At 69.7% G+C, this 17,479-nt stretch carries 17 protein-coding genes and 3 pseudogenes; 12 read left to right on the plus strand and 8 right to left on the minus strand.

Annotated features, from left to right (window positions below; genetic code table 11):
- Positions 1-166: 166 nt before the first annotated feature.
- Positions 167-769, minus strand: coding sequence for a sugar O-acetyltransferase (locus OG568_RS52160; RefSeq protein ID WP_329537114.1), 603 nt, complete (start codon positions 767-769; stop codon positions 167-169).
- A gap of 425 nt (positions 770-1,194) precedes the next feature.
- A pseudogene (locus OG568_RS61845) lies at positions 1,195-1,389 on the minus strand (IS1380 family transposase); the annotation flags it as partial.
- Between the two features lie 260 nt (positions 1,390-1,649).
- On the opposite strand from OG568_RS61845, the gene OG568_RS52170 reads away from it, so the two are divergent.
- The 4 genes from OG568_RS52170 to OG568_RS52185 all read left to right on the plus strand — a co-directional run bounded on the left by OG568_RS52170 (position 1,650) and on the right by OG568_RS52185 (position 4,319).
- Positions 1,650-1,880: a cupin domain-containing protein gene (locus OG568_RS52170; RefSeq protein WP_329538264.1), complete on the plus strand. Its 231-nt coding sequence runs from the start codon at positions 1,650-1,652 to the stop codon at positions 1,878-1,880.
- Between the two features lie 10 nt (positions 1,881-1,890).
- A complete protein-coding gene (locus OG568_RS52175; protein ID WP_329537116.1) occupies positions 1,891-2,610 on the plus strand; it encodes a class I SAM-dependent methyltransferase in 720 nt (239 codons plus the stop codon).
- Positions 2,607-3,095, plus strand: a complete 489-nt coding sequence (locus tag OG568_RS52180) for an NUDIX domain-containing protein (RefSeq protein ID WP_329537117.1) — start codon at positions 2,607-2,609, stop codon at positions 3,093-3,095. Before OG568_RS52175 ends, OG568_RS52180 begins: the two co-directional genes overlap by 4 nt.
- 147 nt (positions 3,096-3,242) lie before the next feature.
- Positions 3,243-4,319: an alcohol dehydrogenase catalytic domain-containing protein gene (locus OG568_RS52185; protein ID WP_329537118.1), complete on the plus strand. Its 1,077-nt coding sequence runs from the start codon at positions 3,243-3,245 to the stop codon at positions 4,317-4,319.
- A 506-nt stretch (positions 4,320-4,825) separates the two neighbouring features.
- Here the strand turns inward: OG568_RS52185 and OG568_RS52190 are convergent.
- The 4 genes and pseudogenes from OG568_RS52190 to OG568_RS61860 all read right to left on the minus strand — a co-directional run.
- Positions 4,826-4,990 carry a hypothetical protein gene (locus tag OG568_RS52190; protein ID WP_329537119.1) on the minus strand — a complete coding sequence of 55 codons (165 nt, stop codon included), beginning with the start codon at positions 4,988-4,990 and terminating at the stop codon, positions 4,826-4,828.
- A 2-nt stretch (positions 4,991-4,992) separates the two neighbouring features.
- Positions 4,993-5,136, minus strand: coding sequence for a hypothetical protein (locus tag OG568_RS61850; RefSeq protein ID WP_443077929.1), 144 nt, complete (start codon positions 5,134-5,136; stop codon positions 4,993-4,995).
- A gap of 238 nt (positions 5,137-5,374) precedes the next feature.
- On the minus strand, positions 5,375-5,557 hold the full coding sequence (locus tag OG568_RS61855; protein ID WP_443077974.1) for a DDE-type integrase/transposase/recombinase: 183 nt from the start codon (positions 5,555-5,557) through the stop codon (positions 5,375-5,377).
- Between the two features lie 193 nt (positions 5,558-5,750).
- Positions 5,751-5,963 (minus strand): annotated as a pseudogene (locus OG568_RS61860) (IS3 family transposase); the annotation flags it as partial.
- 574 nt (positions 5,964-6,537) lie between these two features.
- On the opposite strand from OG568_RS61860, the gene OG568_RS52200 reads away from it, so the two are divergent.
- From OG568_RS52200 to OG568_RS52220, 5 genes are all read left to right on the plus strand, one after another.
- On the plus strand, positions 6,538-7,686 hold the full coding sequence (locus OG568_RS52200) for a substrate-binding domain-containing protein (RefSeq protein ID WP_329537121.1): 1,149 nt from the start codon (positions 6,538-6,540) through the stop codon (positions 7,684-7,686).
- Between the two features lie 101 nt (positions 7,687-7,787).
- Positions 7,788-8,120 (plus strand): hypothetical protein, encoded by a 333-nt coding sequence (locus OG568_RS52205; protein WP_329537122.1) that lies wholly within the window; start codon positions 7,788-7,790, stop codon positions 8,118-8,120.
- Positions 8,120-9,769, plus strand: coding sequence for a GMC family oxidoreductase (locus OG568_RS52210; protein ID WP_329537123.1), 1,650 nt, complete (start codon positions 8,120-8,122; stop codon positions 9,767-9,769). Before OG568_RS52205 ends, OG568_RS52210 begins: the two co-directional genes overlap by 1 nt.
- Positions 9,770-9,774: 5 nt before the next feature.
- Positions 9,775-11,298 (plus strand): sugar ABC transporter ATP-binding protein, encoded by a 1,524-nt coding sequence (locus OG568_RS52215; protein WP_329537124.1) that lies wholly within the window; start codon positions 9,775-9,777, stop codon positions 11,296-11,298.
- Positions 11,298-12,413 carry an ABC transporter permease gene (locus OG568_RS52220; RefSeq protein ID WP_329537125.1) on the plus strand — a complete coding sequence of 372 codons (1,116 nt, stop codon included), beginning with the start codon at positions 11,298-11,300 and terminating at the stop codon, positions 12,411-12,413. Before OG568_RS52215 ends, OG568_RS52220 begins: the two co-directional genes overlap by 1 nt.
- Positions 12,414-12,530: 117 nt before the next feature.
- Here the strand turns inward: OG568_RS52220 and OG568_RS52225 are convergent.
- Positions 12,531-13,157 (minus strand): annotated as a pseudogene (locus OG568_RS52225) (TetR/AcrR family transcriptional regulator); the annotation flags it as partial.
- A 132-nt stretch (positions 13,158-13,289) separates the two neighbouring features.
- Between OG568_RS52225 and OG568_RS52230 the strand changes: the two are divergent.
- The 3 genes from OG568_RS52230 to OG568_RS52240 are packed head-to-tail and all read left to right on the plus strand — an operon-like array spanning position 13,290 to position 16,305.
- Positions 13,290-14,492: an acyl-CoA dehydrogenase family protein gene (locus OG568_RS52230; protein WP_329537126.1), complete on the plus strand. Its 1,203-nt coding sequence runs from the start codon at positions 13,290-13,292 to the stop codon at positions 14,490-14,492.
- Positions 14,489-15,517, plus strand: coding sequence for a phosphotransferase family protein (locus OG568_RS52235; protein WP_329537127.1), 1,029 nt, complete (start codon positions 14,489-14,491; stop codon positions 15,515-15,517). Before OG568_RS52230 ends, OG568_RS52235 begins: the two co-directional genes overlap by 4 nt.
- Positions 15,518-15,546: 29 nt before the next feature.
- A complete protein-coding gene (locus OG568_RS52240) occupies positions 15,547-16,305 on the plus strand; it encodes an SDR family NAD(P)-dependent oxidoreductase (protein ID WP_266590479.1) in 759 nt (252 codons plus the stop codon).
- A gap of 72 nt (positions 16,306-16,377) precedes the next feature.
- Here the strand turns inward: OG568_RS52240 and OG568_RS52245 are convergent, their stop codons facing one another.
- Positions 16,378-17,418 (minus strand): MBL fold metallo-hydrolase, encoded by a 1,041-nt coding sequence (locus OG568_RS52245; protein ID WP_329537131.1) that lies wholly within the window; start codon positions 17,416-17,418, stop codon positions 16,378-16,380.
- Positions 17,419-17,479: the final 61 nt, after the last annotated feature.

Genomic DNA, 17,479 nt, shown 5'->3' on the forward strand with positions numbered 1-17,479 from the left:
GCCGCCCTCGATGCGGACACGCGGGTACGACCCGATACGCTTCTTCACCTGGGAATTGCTTCTTTCCTCGCAGCCAACAGGGCCCTCAGCAAGTCCTATCGTTGACAGGAGCACTTCCCGCGTTCTCGATCAGCCCTCGGACAGGCCATCTCGCGAAAGCGCGAGGCTAACGCCCGGCAGTGCGTGTTGTGAGGTCTTCGTCCGTGATGGGGCGGAGCACACGGCATGGAGTTCCGACCGCGACGGTCATGGGGGGAATGCTGTGACTGACGACGCTGCCGGCGCCGATGACCGATCCGTATCCGATACGGACACCTGGGAGGACGACCACGTTGCTGCCGATCCAAACCTTGTCCTCGATCACGATCGGTTCCGAGAACCGCCCGTAGTCCACGCGCCGCGAGGGATGCACCGGGTGTCCCGTCGTGGTCAGTGTCACGCTGGGTGCGATCATGACACCGTTGCCTATACGGATGTCCACGTCATCGACGAACGTGAGGTTCACGTTTCCGAAGAAGTCGTCACCGATGTAGACGTTGCTTCCAAACCCGGCGTGAAACGGCGGCAGCAGCACCGTGCGTTCTCCGACTGATCCGAAGATCGCATCGAGCAGCGATCGACGCTTTTCCGTTTCGCTCGGTGGTGTGTGGTTGTACTCGAAGATCTGCTCCGTGCGGCGTCGAGGGGCCTGGAAGGCTGCTTCCGACTCGGTATAGACAAGCCCCTTACCGATCCGGGCCAGGACTTCTTCCTCATGAGCTTCCGGCACAGCAGAACACTCCGTTCATCAAACCCCTCAAGCACAGGCGCGACGCGCTCCCCATCGACCGCGCGCATCCAGAGCCTACGTGCACCGCGAAGACACCATGAGCCCTTTCCGACCTCGGGTGTTCGTCATGTGCATCGTCTTCGACGACCCACGCCACGGCGCCGACCTGGCGGCACCCTGCATGGCTCCGGCTCCGACATCGCTCCCGCACCACACCCATGCCGGGAGCACCTGGACGGTGGTGGCGGCACACAGATCAGGCGCATGCCGTCGGCGTCGGTGAACCGCGGTTGGATGCCGGGGTGCGGACAAGACCGCATGCCCATCGGCCAGCCGGTCGATGTACTCATGCGTCCCGCCGCCGGAGTCACACCGATCAGCGTCTGGCATGCGCGTCGGCCCACTACCGCATCTCGGGCCCCCACCGCCGTACGTATCGTGGTGAGGAACGGCTTCCCGCCCGTGGCAAGTGCGTCGACCATGCGGGCATCGGATCAGAAGTCACCGGTGCCCGAACACGCCCGGCCCAGCCCCCCCCCAACAGCGCGACATCGGCCAAGAGCCCCTCAGGCGCGATCGCGCGCCACATCGAGCAGGATCTTGCCCGGATCATGCACCGCCCACTGCTGCGCTTCTTCACCAGGGAAGTGCCTGATATCGATGCTGGAACAAAAGCCTCGAAAATCCTCATTCTCGCTGTTCAGAGGCATATTCTGCTTACGCGATCACCAGCCGGACAGGCCACCTCGGCAAAGCGTGAGGTCAGGGTCCCGTCATGGAGATCATCAAGGGCGCAGGCGTGTGGACGCACCCCGGCGAAGCGGGCAATGACTGGATCGAACAGCTACGGACGTCGGATCTGTCGGTGGGGACGTAATGCATCCCGGTCGGCGGGCGAGATACCCAGAGCCCGCACACCGAGGATGAGATCTATGTCGTCACAGCCGGACGCGCCAAGATCGAAACACCAGGCCGGACGGACGAAGTGAGTCCCGGGACGGTGATCTTCGTGCCGGCCGGTGAAGAGCACCGATTCACAGAAGTGGCCGAAGACCTGGTGCTACTCGTGGTGTTCGGACCTGCGTACGGCTCACGCTCGCCCAAGTCTTAACGATCAGGAGGTGGCTCTCCTCAGACGCCGCCAGCAGATCAGGCTGCAGGCCAACGACAAGAAGGCGGCCCGGGTCGTCTCCGTGGACAATGCCGCCGCGATGCAGCGCGTCGGCCGCCGCACCCTGACCAACCATCGCCTGAGCTGGATCACCACACTTGCCGAGCAGCTCGCCGATCACGTTCCCGCTGGCAATGCCGACGCCGTGGTGTGCAACTCGGCGATCTGGAGGACCGGCGCTGCGGCGGTGTTCGTGTTCGTGTTCGTGTTCGTGTTCGCGGCCGTCGCCCACATCCTGCGCCCGGGCGGGCGGTTCGTCTTCAACATCGGCGGCGGCTTCGCCGGCGTGCGGCACCCGGACGAACAGTCCGTCCGTACCGGGCCGTCGCTGAACGCTCTCATCCGCCAAATCGCCGTCCGTAACTACGGATACTCACCGCCACTCGCGGCCTCGGAGGCGCCGCCGAAGCTGCCGCTGGAAACGGTCACCGAGCAGCTGGGCAGGGCCGCACTGGCTGTCGTCGACACCGAGGTCACCGCCCAGCACAGCACCATGGCGGAGAAGAAGGCGTGGCTGTCCATCCCCGTCTTCGCGCGGCCCCAAGGAGAATTCACCCACGCCCAGCGGATGCGGATCCTCGACGCCGTCTACGCCCTGACCACCCCGGACGCCCCGTCGGTGACGAGCTGGCTCGTCGTCGTCGCTCAGCGGCCGGAGACCACCGCATGACCACGGCCGACCTCGCACCCGGAAGCAAGGAGAGCTTCTGCGACCACACCAGCGTCGGGGTACTGATCTCTTCCCCGAGCGGGCTCCTGGTGTTCGACCGGGTGACTCCTCCGGCCGGTCTCGCTCCGGTCGCCGGCCATGTCGACCAGCACGGCGGCCCGGAGCAGGCCGCCCGTGATGAGGTCACTGAAGAGGCGGGTCTCACCGTCACCCGCCTTCACCTGCTGCTGGACCAGTGGCGGCCCAACCGCTGCCGCCGTACGCCCACCGGTCCGGTCGGCCACCACTGGTGGATCTTCCAGGCAGAGGCCTCCAGATCACTGCGCCCCTCTGCCCGGGAGGTCCGCGGGTGGGCGACCGAGCACACCTATTACTCGAAGCGCAGCTTCCTGCGTCACGCCGTCGATCCCCGCCCGGAACTGGCCCCTGTGATGGCCACGCCCACACCTGGCAATCCCCCGCAGGAGGTACCGGAACCCACATGAGTGATCGAACACAGCGTCACAGCACGCCACCCTCGACCAACCCGTCCGCCGAAGCGTCCGGCCCTCCCGTCACCGCGTTCGTCATCCATGGCGACCACCACTCACTCACACTACTGAACTGACTTCATTTTTGTTACTGTCTCAGACATGTCAACAGGCGAGACGAGAGCAGTCCGGCTGACGCGCTGGGGCGGCCCACCCGTCCTCACCGAGCTGCCGCGACCTGTGCCGACGGGTCAGGAAGTGCTGGTCAGGGTCGAGGCTGCCGGGCTGTGCGGGTCGGACCTGCATGTCATCGACGCCACTCCGGGCAGCCTCCCCTACCGAATTCCGTTCACACTCGGCCACGAGGTCGCCGGCCGGGTGGTGGAGCGGGGCCCGCAGTCCGTGGGGCCGGCGGTGGGTGAGCGCGTGGTCGTGTACGGGCCATGGGGCTGCGGACGGTGCGCGAACTGCACGTCGGGCGCGGAGAATTACTGCGACCGCCGGACGGCTCTCGACCGGGCCCTGACCGGCACCGGGGCGGGGCTCGGCCACGACGGCGGGATGGCCGATGTGCTGCTCGTCCCGTCCGGGCGGCTACTGGTCCCGGTGGGCGACCTCGACGCGGTCCAGGCGGCCCCACTGACGGACGCCGGACTCACCGCCTACCACGCCGTCACCGCGGTACGACACGCGCTCGCCGACGGAGGGGGTGTCGTCGTACTCGGCGTCGGCGGGCTGGGACACCTGGCCGTCCAGATCCTGCGGGCCACGACGACCGCGCGGGTGCTGGCCGTGGACGTACGGGCGGAGGCGCTCGCCTTGGCCGACGCGTGCGGCGCGCATTTCGCCACACTGCTCCGGCCCGACACCGCCCAGGTCCTGCGGGCCCGGACGGCCGGAGCCGGAGCCGTGGCCGTGCTCGACTTCGTCGGCAGCCGCTCCAGCCTGGAGCTCGCGGTCGCCGTATTGCGGGCGGGCGGAGAGCTGGCCGTGGTCGGAAGCGGGGGCGGCGAACTGACGGTCCGCAAACCCGGCGCGCTCCCTCCCGGGACGCGGATCTCGCTGCCCTTCTGGGGAACGGTGCCCGAACTCGAGCGGGTCGTCACGCTGGCCCGCGAGGGTTCGCTGCGCGTGGAGGTCGAGCGCTACACACTGCCGGGCGCGCTGGAAGCGATCGAGAGGCTGCGCGCGGGCGCGGTACGGGGGCGCGCCGTCATCGTTCCCGACGGTCCCAGCTGAGTCGTCCCGGCAGCGTGTCCCGACCGATGCGCCCCGGTCGAAGCATCCCGACCGGTGCGACCGGACACGCCGAAACCGTGCGGCCCAACGCACTCGGACCAACCTCTCTACCGCAGAGGTGAGTTCAATTATCCTCATGTCTCACTCGGCGACGCCACGGCGGTGGACTGCCCATGGGCGCTGACATAGTGCATCTGCTGGTGATCGGCGGTGGCATGGCCGGGCTGACGGGCGGCGCCCGTCAGCCCGGCCACAGAGGACTTGCACCGGGTCGATCCGGACGGCGACCCAGCGCTGGCCGCGACCCTGACCGGCGGGTTCGCCGACGGAGTGGCCTGGGTCCGGTCGCTCGGCGTGGAGTGCAAACCGCCGGTGCCCGTCCTCGGCTTCGGCCGCGGGCATCAGGTCGACACCAACCACTACCTCGACACGCAGTCGGCCGTGGCCAGGAGCTGTTCGATCGCGGATCCGGGGCACGGTGTCACCGGCAGCGGTGGTGGCGTCCTTCATGCCCGGACAACGGAGGTCTCCGCCTTGGAGGTACGCCCGGCTGCCGCCGGGGCGCGACGTAGTACGGGCGGGCGGGCCAGGTACTCGGCGGCTTCGCGGATGGCGACCAGGGCAGGGATCGGCGCCGTGGCCGACCAGAGCACGACGGCGGTACTCAGCATGGTCAAAAAGGGGGGGAGCTGGCGTGGGTGGCGGCGAGCAGCAGGGCGGCCGTGAGGGCGTCGGCGGTTGCCGCGAGTTCGGATTCCCGGTCGGGGCGGTTCAGGACGTGCTGGACTGTGCGGTTCACGGTGCTGGTGCCGGCCATGAGTGAAGTGACCCCCGCAGGTCCCGACACGTCCGTTTTATGCCGCGAGGTCAGCCGTTGGTGGCAGCGGGTCCTCGCCTGGTACGGCGTGATGTAGCCGATGACCGAGTGGGTCCGCACCCGGTTGCCATGTTCCGCAATCCATCGGAACACGTCCTGCCGAGCCGGCGCCCGGGTCTCTCGGACCGTGATGCCGATCTCCGCTTCCAGGACGGCGAAGAAGCTCTCCGCAGCGGCGTCAAGCGAAGCACGAACCGGTACGGCCGACGCTTTGCCGGATATCCAACTCGGCCGAAATTTTCCGGAATTGGCGAGAAGTGTATTGTGATCCGCGGTCGGAATGGAAGATCGCGTTGCCCGCTGTGCGTCCGCCCGCATAGGCCGGCCATCGGCCGGCCCACGACTTCCCGTGTGCACAGATCGATCACCGTCGCCAGGTACAGCCATCCCTCTGCCGTCGGCGGGCAGGTGAAGTCCCCGACGCATTTCAGGCCCGGCATCAGCGCGGTGAACTCCCGTTGGACGAGATCCGGCGTCGGCGGCGCCGTACGGTCCTGCTTCGTCAGCGACCGCGGCTTCCAGCACGTTATCCCGACGGTCTCACGCTCCCGCATGATCCGCGCGACGCGTTCACGGTTCACCGCGTGCCCCTGGCTACGTAGCTTCTGAGCAATCCGGCAGGCGCCGTAGGCTCCCCGGGAATCGGTGTGGATCGCCCGGATGCGGCGGGCCAGGTCCTCTTCCGCATCGGCCTTCTCCCGCCGCGCTTCCCTGTTCTGGTGCCAGGCGTAGTAGCCGGAGCGGTTCCAGCCGAGAACATCGCACATCCGCTTCACCCTGTGGGTGCTCCGGTACTCGTCAACAGATCCTCCGGAAAGCTCTTTCCGCCGCCTGGGTGCGGGCCTTGTCGTCGCGGACCCGCTTTCGCAAGGTTTCCAGATGGATGCCCAGACTGTGGGCGATGCCGGTGAGGGGGCGGTCCGGCGAGGAGCGCACCAGGTCCACCGCGCCCCGCTCGAACTCTCCGGATCGGCCGTGAGAAGAGTTCGAAGAACGAGGCCGGCATCGCGAAGGCGGTGACGACCGGCGAGGCGGCCGCTCTGATCGACACGTTCACCGCGGCCTCACGGCGAGGGTGACCAGCAGCCGCCACCGAGCCGAACCCGAGTCGACTACGACCTCGGGACCACCCGCCTTCGACGGCGCCGTGTCGAGGACCTACGGCGCGGTCGCCGCCCCGCGCTGCCAGCCGACACGCTGCCAGTTGAGGAGACACGGGCAATCGCGTGCACGACTGTTGCCTGCCGGGCCCGGCGCGCTTACATTCTCCTGAATTGAACTCAGGTTGTGCATCAATGGCGACGCGGCACGAGCCGCCGCCCGGTCGACAGGAGAAGTGCCATGAGCCGCAGAACCACCCCCACCGGCCGTACCCGCGCCACAACAGCCCTCCTCACCACCGCCGCGCTGCTCGCCCTGGCCGCCTGCGGCGGCAACACCGGGGCCGGCAACTCGTCCAAGGCGGCCGCCGGGGGGTCATCCGCGGGCGTCAAGGCGGCCCAGCAAGTGCTCGCCCAGTACGCGAAGCGGCCGACGAGCGTCGGCATCACGCAGCCGGTGGGGAAGCCGATCCCGGCCGGCAAGAAGATCGACTTCATCCTGTGCGGGGTGCAGTCCTGCCAGGACCTGGCGAACTACTTCACGCAGGCGGCCAAGGTGCTCGGCTGGACTGTCAACAAGATCCCCACCCAGGGCACCCCGCAGTCGGTGCAGGCCGCCTGGACGCAGGTCGTGCGCGACAAGCCGGACGCGGTGATCGCCTCCGGGTTCCCGCGCAGCGTGTTCGCCAAGCAGTTGAAGCAGATCAAGGACATGAACATCCCCGTCGTCGAGTCCTCCACCGACGACAAGGCGGGCGACGGCATCTCCATGCTCATCGACGGCCCCGACGTCGTGAAACTCGAGGGCAGCATCATGGCCTCCTGGGTGACCTCGGACAGCAAGGGCGCGGCCGACACCGTCTACTTCGACCTGCCGACCTACGGCATCCTCAAGCCGGTCGCCGACACCTTCCGCGACGACTACCAGAAGTGGTGCTCCGGCTGCGGGTACGACAAGGTCGACGTGCCGATCAGCGCCATCGGCAAGGACATGCCGGACCGCGTGGTCTCCTACGTGCGTTCGCACCCCAAGGTCACCCACGTCGTCTTCTCGGTCGCGCTGCTCAACGTGGGCGTGCCGGCCGCGCTGCGGGCCGCCGGGCTGCAGAACAAGGTGCACACGATCGTCAACATCGGAGAGTCCACCAACTACCAGTACATCGCCTCCGGGCAGACGCAGGCCGCCGTCGCGTTCAACAACATCGAGAACGCGTGGGCACAGGCCGACGGGCTGGCACGGCACTTCACCGGCCAGTCGATGAAGGTGACCCAGGACGCGCGGCTGCCGTTCATGCTCATCGACAAGGACAACCTGATCTCGACGAAGACGGACTTCTCGCTCGTCGAGGACTACCAGGCCCAGTTCAAGAAGCTGTGGGGCAAGAGCTGACGTCGCGTTCCCGACGTCGCCCACCCTCCACCGCACAACTGAAGCTACTTCACTTGACTCACGACCCGATCGCGCGACGCCGCGCATATGGGAGTCATCGCATGTCCACCCAGCTGACCGACCCCACCCTTTGCCCACACCCCTCTTCCGATTCCGGTGATGACGTGTCCGCGGCCGTACGCATCGCGCGCACGGCCTTCGACGACGGCCCCCGGCGCTTCCTGACGCCACTGGAGCAGGAGCGCCGACCGCGGCGGCTCGTGGCCCCGCTCACCCCACGGGCCGATCCCTTCGGCCCGGTCAGCGTGATCACGCCGTGGAACGGACCGCCGTCCGTCCCCGGTTCCGTGGCCGTGGCCGTGGCCGTGGCCGTGGCCGTGGCCACGGAGGACCTAGACGTCCCCAAGTACGTGGGAAAGAAGGTGAATGCGTGATGAACCGGGTGATTGAGGCCGACTGGGTGGTCGTCGGCGGCGGCAGCGCGGGGTGCGTGCTGGCCGCCCGGCTGAGTGAGGATCCCGCCCAGAACGTCGTACTCCTGGAGGCCGGACCGGACTGGCGCTCCGCGGAGGCCCCGCCTCAGTTGCGCAGCGTGAACGGCTGGCGGGCGCTGGACCAGACGGCGTGCGCGCGCTTCCAATGGCCGGGTCTGGAGTCACGGCGCAGCAGCGCGCAGGAGCGCCGCCCGCATGTGCGTGGCCGGGGCCTCGGCGGCTCGTCGTCGGTGAACGGCATGATCGCCATCCGGGCGATGCCCGACGACTACGACCGCTGGGCGTCGAACGGCTGCCCCGGCTGGTCCTACGAGGAGATGCTGCCCTACCTGCGGCGCATGGAGAGCGACGCCGACTTCGGCGACCGGGCCCACCACGGCGCCGACGGACCGATCCCGGTGCGGCGGCTCGGGCGCGAGGCGTGGGGCCCCGCCGACCATGCGCTCGCCGAGGCGGCGCTGGGCCTCGGCCACCCGTGGTGCGACGACCACAACGGGCCGACGGGCACGGGGGTTTCGCCCTACGGCGTCAACTCCCGCGACGGCCGCCGGGTCACCACCAACGACGCGTACCTGGAACCGGCCCGGCAACGACCGAATGTGCGGATCGTGGGTGACGCGACGGTCGACCGCGTGCTGTTCGAGCACGGTCGTGCGGTGGGCGTGCGGGTGCGCGTGGGCGATGAGTGGACGCAGGTCCGCGCCGAGCGGGTCGTGCTGTGCGCCGGGGCCGTGCACTCCCCGGCGATCCTGCTGCGCTCGGGCATCGGCCCGGGCGGGCCGGTGGCGGCGCTGCCGGTCGGGGAGGGCATGCAGGAGCACCCGCTGGCCCTGTTCTGGCTCCACCCGCGCCCCGAGGTGCGGCCGGATCTCGACGCACGTCAGACCAACTGCTGTCTGCGCTACTCGTCCGGTCTCGCGGACTCGGGCGAGAACGACATGATGATCGTGTCGATCAACCAGACGCTCGCGTTGCCCGACATGAACGACTCGCACCTGGTGGCCGACGGGGCTCGCGGCACCTGGGGCGGCGCGGGCGGCGGTCACGTCTCCGGCGGCCCCGGGCTGCTGTGTCTGTGGGCCAACCAGGAGTTCTCGCACGGCACCCTGCGTCTGGCCTCACCCGATCCGGACGTACACCCCCTGATCGACCAGAACCTGCTGAGCGACCCCGGGGACCTGGAACGGATGCGGGACGGAGTCGAACGCTGTCTGGAGCTGGTGCGTTCCGGATCGTTCGACACCGCCTTCGAGCACATCGCCGTCGACCTCGCCGGCGCGGGCGTCGACGCGCTCGCGGACGACGCCGCCATCGACCGTTGGCTGCTGGAAACGATCGGCGACACCGGTCACATCTGCGGCACCTGCCGCATGGGCGCGCCCGACGACCCGCGCACGGTGGTCGACCCGGCCGGCCGCGTGCTCGGCGTCGACGGGCTGTGGGTCGCCGACGCCTCGGTCTTCCCGGAGGTGCCCCGCGCCAACACGAATCTCCCGACCATCGCCGCCGCGGAACGGCTCGCGGATCTGATCCAAGGTCGCCCGAACCCGGCCGCCACCGAGGGTCTCGCCGTGCAGGGCGGGGTGTGATCGACGTGTCGGAGACAGTGACGACCACGCCGGTGCTGAACATCACCGGGCTGTCCAAGCGATTCGGCGGGACGCAGGCGTTGCAGGACGTCGACCTGGAGATCGCCCACGGCGAGATCCACGCCCTGATCGGCCCCAACGGCTCCGGAAAGTCGACCCTCATCAAGATCCTCGCCGGTTACCACCAGGCCGACGCGGGAGCCGACGCCAGGCTGGACGGCGAGCCGTTCGATCTCGGCTCGGACCACGACCGACTGCGCTTCGTCCATCAGGAGCTCGGCCTGGTGGGCGAGTTGAGCGCGATGGACAACCTGGCGCTCAGCCGGGGCTTCGCCCGGAGCCGGTTCGGCAATATCCGGTGGCGCGAGCAGGAACGCCGCACGGTGGAACTCGTCCACCGGTTCGGCCTGGACATCGACGTACGCCGGCCGCTGGTCGACGCCACGCCCGTGCAGCGCACGGTGGTGGCGATCGCGGCCGCACTGCAGGGCTGGGAGAGCGACCAGGGCCTGCTGGTGCTGGACGAGCCGACCGCCGTACTGCCGCCGGGCGAGGTCGCCAAACTGCTGGACATCGTCCGGGAGGTGCGGCGAGGCGGGGCGAGCGTGCTGTACGTGTCGCACCGCCTCGACGAGATCTTCCAGGTCGCGGACCGGGTGACCGTCATCCGGGGCGGCCGACGGATCGCCACCCGACCGGTGGACGGGCTGACGCCACAGGCGCTCGTCTCGCTGATGGCCGGTGAGGACACGGGCCCGTCCACCGATCGCCCGAAGGTACCTGCGACCATACGGACCGCCGAACCGGCCTTGGAGGCCCGGGAGTTGACCGCCGGCCCGCTCCAGCGCGTCGACTTCACCCTGGCCCGCGGTGAACTGCTCGGCATCGCCGGGCTCGCCGGTTCCGGTCACGACGTGCTGCCGTACGTCGTGACCGGCGCCTGGCCCGGTGACGTGCACGGGCGGTTGCGCTCCCCCGCCCGTTCGCCGGAGTGGGAGCAGGCCTCCCGTGCGGCTCGCCTGGGTATCCCCCTGGTACCCGGTGACCGGGCCGCCCAGGGTGTCATCGGCGAGTTCAGCGTCGCCGAGAACCTCACCCTGCCGTCGCTGTCGAGGCTTCGTGGGCCCCGGCGTCCACTCGACGGCCGGCGCGAGGCCGCGCTCGTAGACGACTGGGTGGCGCGGATCGGCATCCGGACGGCCGGCCGCGACGCCCCGATCACCACGCTCAGCGGGGGCAACCAGCAGAAGGTCGTCATGGCCCGCTGCCTGGCCCTCGAACCCGAGGTGCTGGTGCTGTGCGAGCCGACGGCCGGTGTCGACATCGCCACCCGGCTCCAGCTCTACGACCTGATCAGGGCCCAGGCGGCCCAGGGACTCGGGGTCATCGTCTCGTCGTCGGACGTGGGCGACCTGCTCGCACTGTGCACCCGCGTCCTCGTCCTGCGCGAGGGCCGGGTGGTCCGGGAGATCGCCGGCGACGCCATCACCGAGCCGACGCTGGTTCACGCCATGGAAGGAACCGAATGATGAGCACTACCGCCGCCGGACCCACCGGCACGGGACCCGCCCTCGGGGGACCGGTGGAGGAACCGCCCGCCCCGCCCGCCCGCCCCTCACCGGCCCGCCGTGCGCTCTCGTCCCTCTCGTTCACGAACATCGGCGCGGTCTACGTGTGGATCGTGATCATCATCGTGTTCTCGTTCTGGGCGCCGGCCACCTTTCCCACCTGGTCGACCTTCCAGCAGGTGCTCAACAGCAACGCGGTGGCCGGTCTGGTCGCGCTGAGCGTGGTGCCGCCGCTGGCGGCGCGCGTCTTCGACCTGTCGCTCGCCTACACGATGTCGCTGAGCGGAGTCATCACCGCCAAGGTGATCGTGTCGACGGACATCGGGGCCGGCGGTGCGATCGCACTCGCCATGGCCACGGCGCTGGTGATCGGGGTCATCAACGGGATCGTCGTGGTGACACTTCGGGTGGACTCGTTCATCGCGACGCTGGCGACCGGGTCACTCATCCAGGCGTTCATCACGATGTTCACCGACGGTACGTCGATCACGGGCGTCAAGCTCCTGCTCGAACCCTTCGCGGGCATGGCGCAGGCGAGCGCGGGCGGATTCACCGTCCCCGTGCTCTATCTCCTGGTGCTGGCGATCGCCCTGTGGTTCGTCCTGGAGCACACCGCGACCGGGCGCCGCCTGTACGCGACGGGCTTCAACTCGGACGCGGCACGTCTGCAGGGGGTGCCCACCGACCGTCTGCGTTTTCTCACGCTCGTCGCGTCCTCGGCGATCGCGGGATTCGCGGGCGTCGTCTTCGCCGCGCAGATCGGCTCGGGCTCCCCCGAGGCCGGCACGCCCTATCTGCTCTCGTCGTATGCCGCCGCCTTCGTCGGCGCCACCCAGCTCCGCGCGGGCCGCTTCAACGCCTGGGGCACCGTCATCGCGATCCTCCTGCTGGGCACCGGAACGGTGGGCCTCGGCCTCGCGACCTCCGCCCAGTGGGCCCCCAGCCTGTTCACCGGGCTCGTCCTGATCGTCGCCCTGGTCGTGACCGGAGGGCGGCTGGGCCTGCGCACGCGCCTGACCCGGCGCCGCGCCTCCCGGGCCACCGCTGGTTCCGACGTACCGACCACCACCGCCTGACGGTCACCGGGACGCCGGATCGCCGCCGGGCGGTCCGGCGTCCGCCCCGGGAGGGGCGAGGGCGCCTTGACCGGCGTGCTCCGTGTCGCCCTCGTGCCTGCCACCCGAAGGCCGCGCTCCCACGACACGCAGCGCGATGTCGCCGTACTGATAGGCGAGTTGGTCTACGGAGAACTCGCCGCCCTCGTGGAACCAGCTGGCCACACCGATGCCCATGTCCAGGATCGAGTACGAGGCGATTCTGGCCGACCGCACCCGGAAAGCGCCCTCGTCGGCACCTCGCTCGATGAGTTCACGGAAGCGGCGCTCGTAGTCGCTGCGGCGACTGAGCACCCGGTCCTGGTCGGCCTGTTCCAGGCTGCCGATCTCACGGTTGCCGACGAAGGCCTCCAGGCGATGACGCGCGTGGTAGCGAATGTGCGCCTCCACGGCGCGGCGCAGCCGCTCCCGTACGTCGTCGGTGCCGGCGACGGCCGCGACGTGGTCCGCGATGAGCTGCTCCATCGTGCCGATCATGATCTCGGCCAGCAACTCGTGCTTGGAAGCCACGTGTTTGTACAGGCTCGGACCGCGGATGCCGACGGCGGCTCCGATGTCGGTCATGGTGGTGGACCGGTAGCCCTGCTCGGCGAACAGCCGCAGCGCGGCCTGTCGGATGGCCGATCTGCGGTCGGCCGTGGGTGCGCCCTGCGGCCGCGCCGGCCGGTGTGCCCGCTCGTACGGGCCGTCCTGGTCTGCGCTCACACGGACCCCCGAAGCTATCGATGATTAGCCCATTCCATCTCCATGGGGTCGGCAGTATAACCCGACCCTTGACACAGCACCTCTTCTGGTCTTGTGATGGCTAATGCCCATTAGCCAAACTCGGGAGTGAACGTGTCCATCGGGTTCGAGACCGACGAGAGGGTCGCCGACATCGCGCGGCGCACCGCAGAGTTCGTACGAGAAGTGGTGATACCCGAGGAGCAGGCGTGCGACGGGAACGTCCACGCCGGCCCGGAGCCGCTGCGGCGGCGGCTGCAGGACGCGGCGCGGGCGGCCGGAGTCTTCGCCCCGCATGTGGGCACTGAATGGGGCGGGCTCGGACTGGACCTGTGCGGGCAGGCGGTGGTGTTCGAAGCCGCCGGGTACTCGCTGCTGGGGCCGCTGGCGCTCAACTGCGCGGCGCCCGACGAGGGCAACGCACACCTGCTCGAGATGGTGGCCTCCGAGGAGCAGAAAGATCGGTACCTGCGCCCGCTGGCCACCGGTGAGGTGCGCTCCTGCTTCGCGATGACCGAGCCGGCGCCGGGCGCCGGATCCGACCCGCGTGCGCTCGCCACGACCGCGACGAAGACCAAGGGCGGCTGGCGCATCGACGGCCGCAAGTGGTTCATCAGCGGCGCCGACGGGGCGGCTTTCGCCATCTGTATGGCCCGCACCAGCGGCGGTCCCGGCGACGCGGGAGGCGCGACGATGTTCCTCGTCGACGCCGGCAACCCGGGCATGAAGATCGTCCGGAATATCGACACCCTGGACCAGGGCCTGTTCGGCGGCCACAGCGAGATCGTCTTCGAGGGCTGCGAGGTCGGCGACAGCGCCGTGCTGGGCGAGGTGGACCAGGGCTTCAGGTACGCGCAGGTGCGCCTCGGACCCGCTCGCATGACCCACTGCATGCGCTGGCTCGGAGTGGCGCGCAGGGCGCAGGACGTCGCCCTCGACCGCGCCGCGGACCGCTCGGCCTTCGGCAAGCCGCTGGCCGAACTGGGCATGGTGCAGCAACTGTTGGCCGACAACGAGATAGACATCGAGACCAGCCGGGCCGTGCTGTGGCGGGCCTGCTGGGAACTGGACCAGGGCCGCTCGGCCGCCCAGCACACCTCGATCGCCAAGACGTACGTCTCCGAGGCGGTGAACCGAGTGGTCGACCGGGCCGTGCAGGTGTGCGGCGCGCTCGGCATCTCGGGAGACGCCCCGCTGTCGCGCCTGTACCGGGAGGTGCGTCCCTTCCGTATCTACGACGGCCCTTCCGAGACCCACCGCTGGGCGATCGCCAAGCGCGCGGTACGGGCGGCTCAGGAGCGGAGGGCCGCGCGGTGACCACACCCGAGACGGCCGTGGTCGGCGTCGATGTGCCGGCGCTGCAGCGCTACTTCGAGCGCCATGTACCCGAGTGCGCGGGCTCTTTGAGGGTCGGGCTGCTGCACGGCGGGCGCTCCAATCTCACCTACGACGTGACCGACGGGACGCACCGGTGGGTGCTGCGCCGGCCGCCGCTCGGGGTACTGACACCGACCGCGCACGACATGGACCGCGAGTACCGCGTCGTCGCCGCGCTCGGCGCCACCGGCGTACCGGTCGCCCGGGCGGTGCTGTCGTGCGCGGACCCTGAAGTGATCGGAGCGCCGTTCAGCGTCGTCGACTTCGTCGAGGGCGCGGTGCTGCGCGACGGCGACGAGACCGCCGCGCTGCCGCCCGCCGACGCGCGACGCGCCGCCGAAGCGCTCGTGGACGCCCTGGTGGCGTTGCACGCGGTCGACGCCACCGCGGTCGGGCTCGGCGGCTTCGGCCGCCCCGACGGCTATCTGGCCCGTCAGGTGCGACGGTGGCGCGGGCAGTGGGACAAGGTAGCCACGCGGGTGCTCCCCGACCTCGACATGCTGCACGGCCGGCTCGCCCGCGCCCTGCCCGCGAGCGGCGCCGCGGCGGTCGTGCACGGCGACTACCGCCTGGACAACACCATTCTGGCGCCCGGTGACTTCGGCCGGATCGCGGCGATCGTCGACTGGGAGATGGCCACGCTCGGCGATCCTCTCGCCGACCTCGGCATGCTGCTCATGTACTGGGATCCGACCTGCGAACCGGTCCTCGGGGCACGTCATGTCCCGACGGCCAACCCCGGTTTCCCCGCGGGCCGTGAGCTGGCCGAGCGATACGCGGCGAAATCCGGCCGGGACATCACGGCCCTGGCCTTCTACCAGGCGCTGGGCTGCTTCAAGCTCGCCGTCATCGCCGAGGGCATCCACGCCCGTTATCTCGCGGGACACACCGTCGGCACCGGCTTCGAACGGGTCGGTTCCGCGGTACCCGCGTTGCTGCGGTCGGGGCTGGAGCTGCTGCCGTGACCGCTGGCGCACCGAACGAAGGAGAAGGCGTGCGAGACAGACTGTCCGGGCAGATCGCACTGGTCACCGGCGCGACGGGGGGCATAGGAACCGCCGTCGCGCGTCGGCTGACCGCCGAGGGAGCCACGGTGGTGGTCACCGACGTGGACGCCGGGCGCTGCGAGGAGCTGGCGAAGGAGCTGACGGCCGACGGGGCGCGAGCCCTGGGCCTCGCGCTGGACGTCAGCGACGAGGAGGCGTGGCGCGGCGCGGTCGAGCGCGTGGTCGCCGAGCTGGGCGGCCTGTCCGTGCTCGTCAACAACGCGGGCATCGCCGAAATGCGGACCGTGGAGACGGAGACAAAGGAGTCCTGGGACAAGGTCATCGCGGTCACCCAGGGCGGGGTCTGGCTCGGCATGAAGCACGGCGGGCCGGCGATCGAACGCTCCGGTGGGGGCTCGATCATCAACATCGCGTCGATCTTCGGTACGGTCGGCGGCTTCGGCAGCCAGTTCTCGTATCACGCCGCGAAGGGCGCGGTCCGGCTGATGACGAAGAACGCCGCGCTGCACTGGGGCACGCGCGGTGTCCGCGTCAACTCGATCCATCCCGGCTTCATCGAGACGCCTCTCTCGCGCGAGCTGTGGAGGGGTACGCCCCGGCACACGGCGATGGTCGAGGGCACCCCCTTGGGCCGACTGGGCAGACCCGACGAGGTCGCGGGGGCCGTGGCATTCCTGGCTTCACAGGACGCGAGCTTCGTCACCGGCTCCGAGCTGTACGTCGACGGCGGCTGGACGGCCCGCTGACAGGCAGAAGAAGGGGGCCGCGGCACCTGCCGCGGCCCCCTTCTCTTCGCGATCCTCTTCGCGATCCGGGTGTCACTGCACGCGCGTGTACTGGTTCACCCCGTCCTTGAACGCCACCGTGGCCCGCCCCCGCAGCACGAGGACGTCCAGATGAGCGGCCGTCTCGTTGACGGCGAGCATCTGGTTGAAGGCGTTGAGCTCGCCGAACGGCACTTCCCGGCGTGTCCAGCCCAGTTCGCGCGCGACCGCGTGGGCGTCGAGCGTGCCCTCTCCCAGCGCCGTCAGGCTCTGGGCCAGCCGCTTGTCGTGGTGCGTGAGCAGTTCGGCGACGCGGATGTGGGCGCTGTCGGCGACCGGCCCGTGCGCCGGCAGCAGGCGGGTGTCGGCGTACCGGGTCATCAGCCGCAGCGAGTCCAGGTAGTCGGCGAGTGGCCGGCCGCCCGGTTCGGCCAGTTCGAAGCCGATGGACGGGGTGATGTGCGGCAGGACGTGGTCCCCGGAGAACAGCAGTCCGCGCTGTTCGTCCAGATAGACCACGTGTCCCTTGGTGTGCCCGGGAGTCGGTACGACGTGCAGCTCGCGGTCGCCGAAGCGGAGGGTTTCCGCGCCGAGCCAGCGGTCGGGGGCCTCCCACACGCTCGGGTCGTAGCCGCCGTGGTCCATCGCCTGGATGCGGTCGGCGAGTTCACCGGCGCCCGCCCTGCGCAACGTCTCCAGTGAGCCGGCGGGTTCGTCGCTGCGCAGCCGGCCGAGCATCTCCAGGCCCGGCCGTTCACCGGCGCCCAGGTAGACGCGCGAGCCCAGCAGCCGTCGCAGCTCCACGGCGTTCGTGTAGTGGTCGCGGTGGATGTGGGTGACCAGGATGTGGCTGATGTCGCCGAGATCGCGGCCGATGGCGGCCAGTGCCTCCTCGAGCGCCTTGCGTGCCTCGGGGATCGCCCAGCCGCCGTCGATCATGACGATGCCGTCGTCGTCCGCCACATTCTCCAGCAGATAGACATTGACGGCGTGCAGGCCGTCGTTGGGCAGCGGCAGGGGAACGCGGTGCACCCCGGGCTGCACGGTCTGGACTCCGGCTGCGGCCCATGGGCCCTGGTCGAACCGCGTGGTCATGACTCTCCCTTGCTGGCTGGTCTGCCGCTGTGGATCAGGCCGCGTGGAGCGGCGTGAGTGC

It is taken from the genome of Streptomyces sp. NBC_01450 (genome assembly GCF_036227505.1).
Classification (GTDB): Bacteria; Actinomycetota; Actinomycetes; order Streptomycetales; family Streptomycetaceae; genus Streptomyces.

Bases quoted from the DNA above. Each gene is read 5' to 3' on its own strand.
- OG568_RS52245 (WP_329537131.1), bottom strand. From the start codon at position 17,418: ATGACCACGCGGTTCGACCAGGGCCCATGGGCCGCAGCCGGAGTCCAG.
- OG568_RS52210 (WP_329537123.1), top strand. From the start codon at position 8,120: ATGAACCGGGTGATTGAGGCCGACTGGGTGGTCGTCGGCGGCGGCAGC.
- OG568_RS52220 (WP_329537125.1), top strand. From the start codon at position 11,298: ATGAGCACTACCGCCGCCGGACCCACCGGCACGGGACCCGCCCTCGGG.
- OG568_RS61850 (WP_443077929.1), bottom strand. From the start codon at position 5,136: ATGGCCGGCACCAGCACCGTGAACCGCACAGTCCAGCACGTCCTGAAC.
- OG568_RS52180 (WP_329537117.1), top strand. From the start codon at position 2,607: ATGACCACGGCCGACCTCGCACCCGGAAGCAAGGAGAGCTTCTGCGAC.
- OG568_RS52205 (WP_329537122.1), top strand. From the start codon at position 7,788: ATGTCCACCCAGCTGACCGACCCCACCCTTTGCCCACACCCCTCTTCC.
- OG568_RS52190 (WP_329537119.1), bottom strand. From the start codon at position 4,990: ATGCTGAGTACCGCCGTCGTGCTCTGGTCGGCCACGGCGCCGATCCCT.
- OG568_RS52200 (WP_329537121.1), top strand. From the start codon at position 6,538: ATGAGCCGCAGAACCACCCCCACCGGCCGTACCCGCGCCACAACAGCC.
- OG568_RS52185 (WP_329537118.1), top strand. From the start codon at position 3,243: ATGTCAACAGGCGAGACGAGAGCAGTCCGGCTGACGCGCTGGGGCGGC.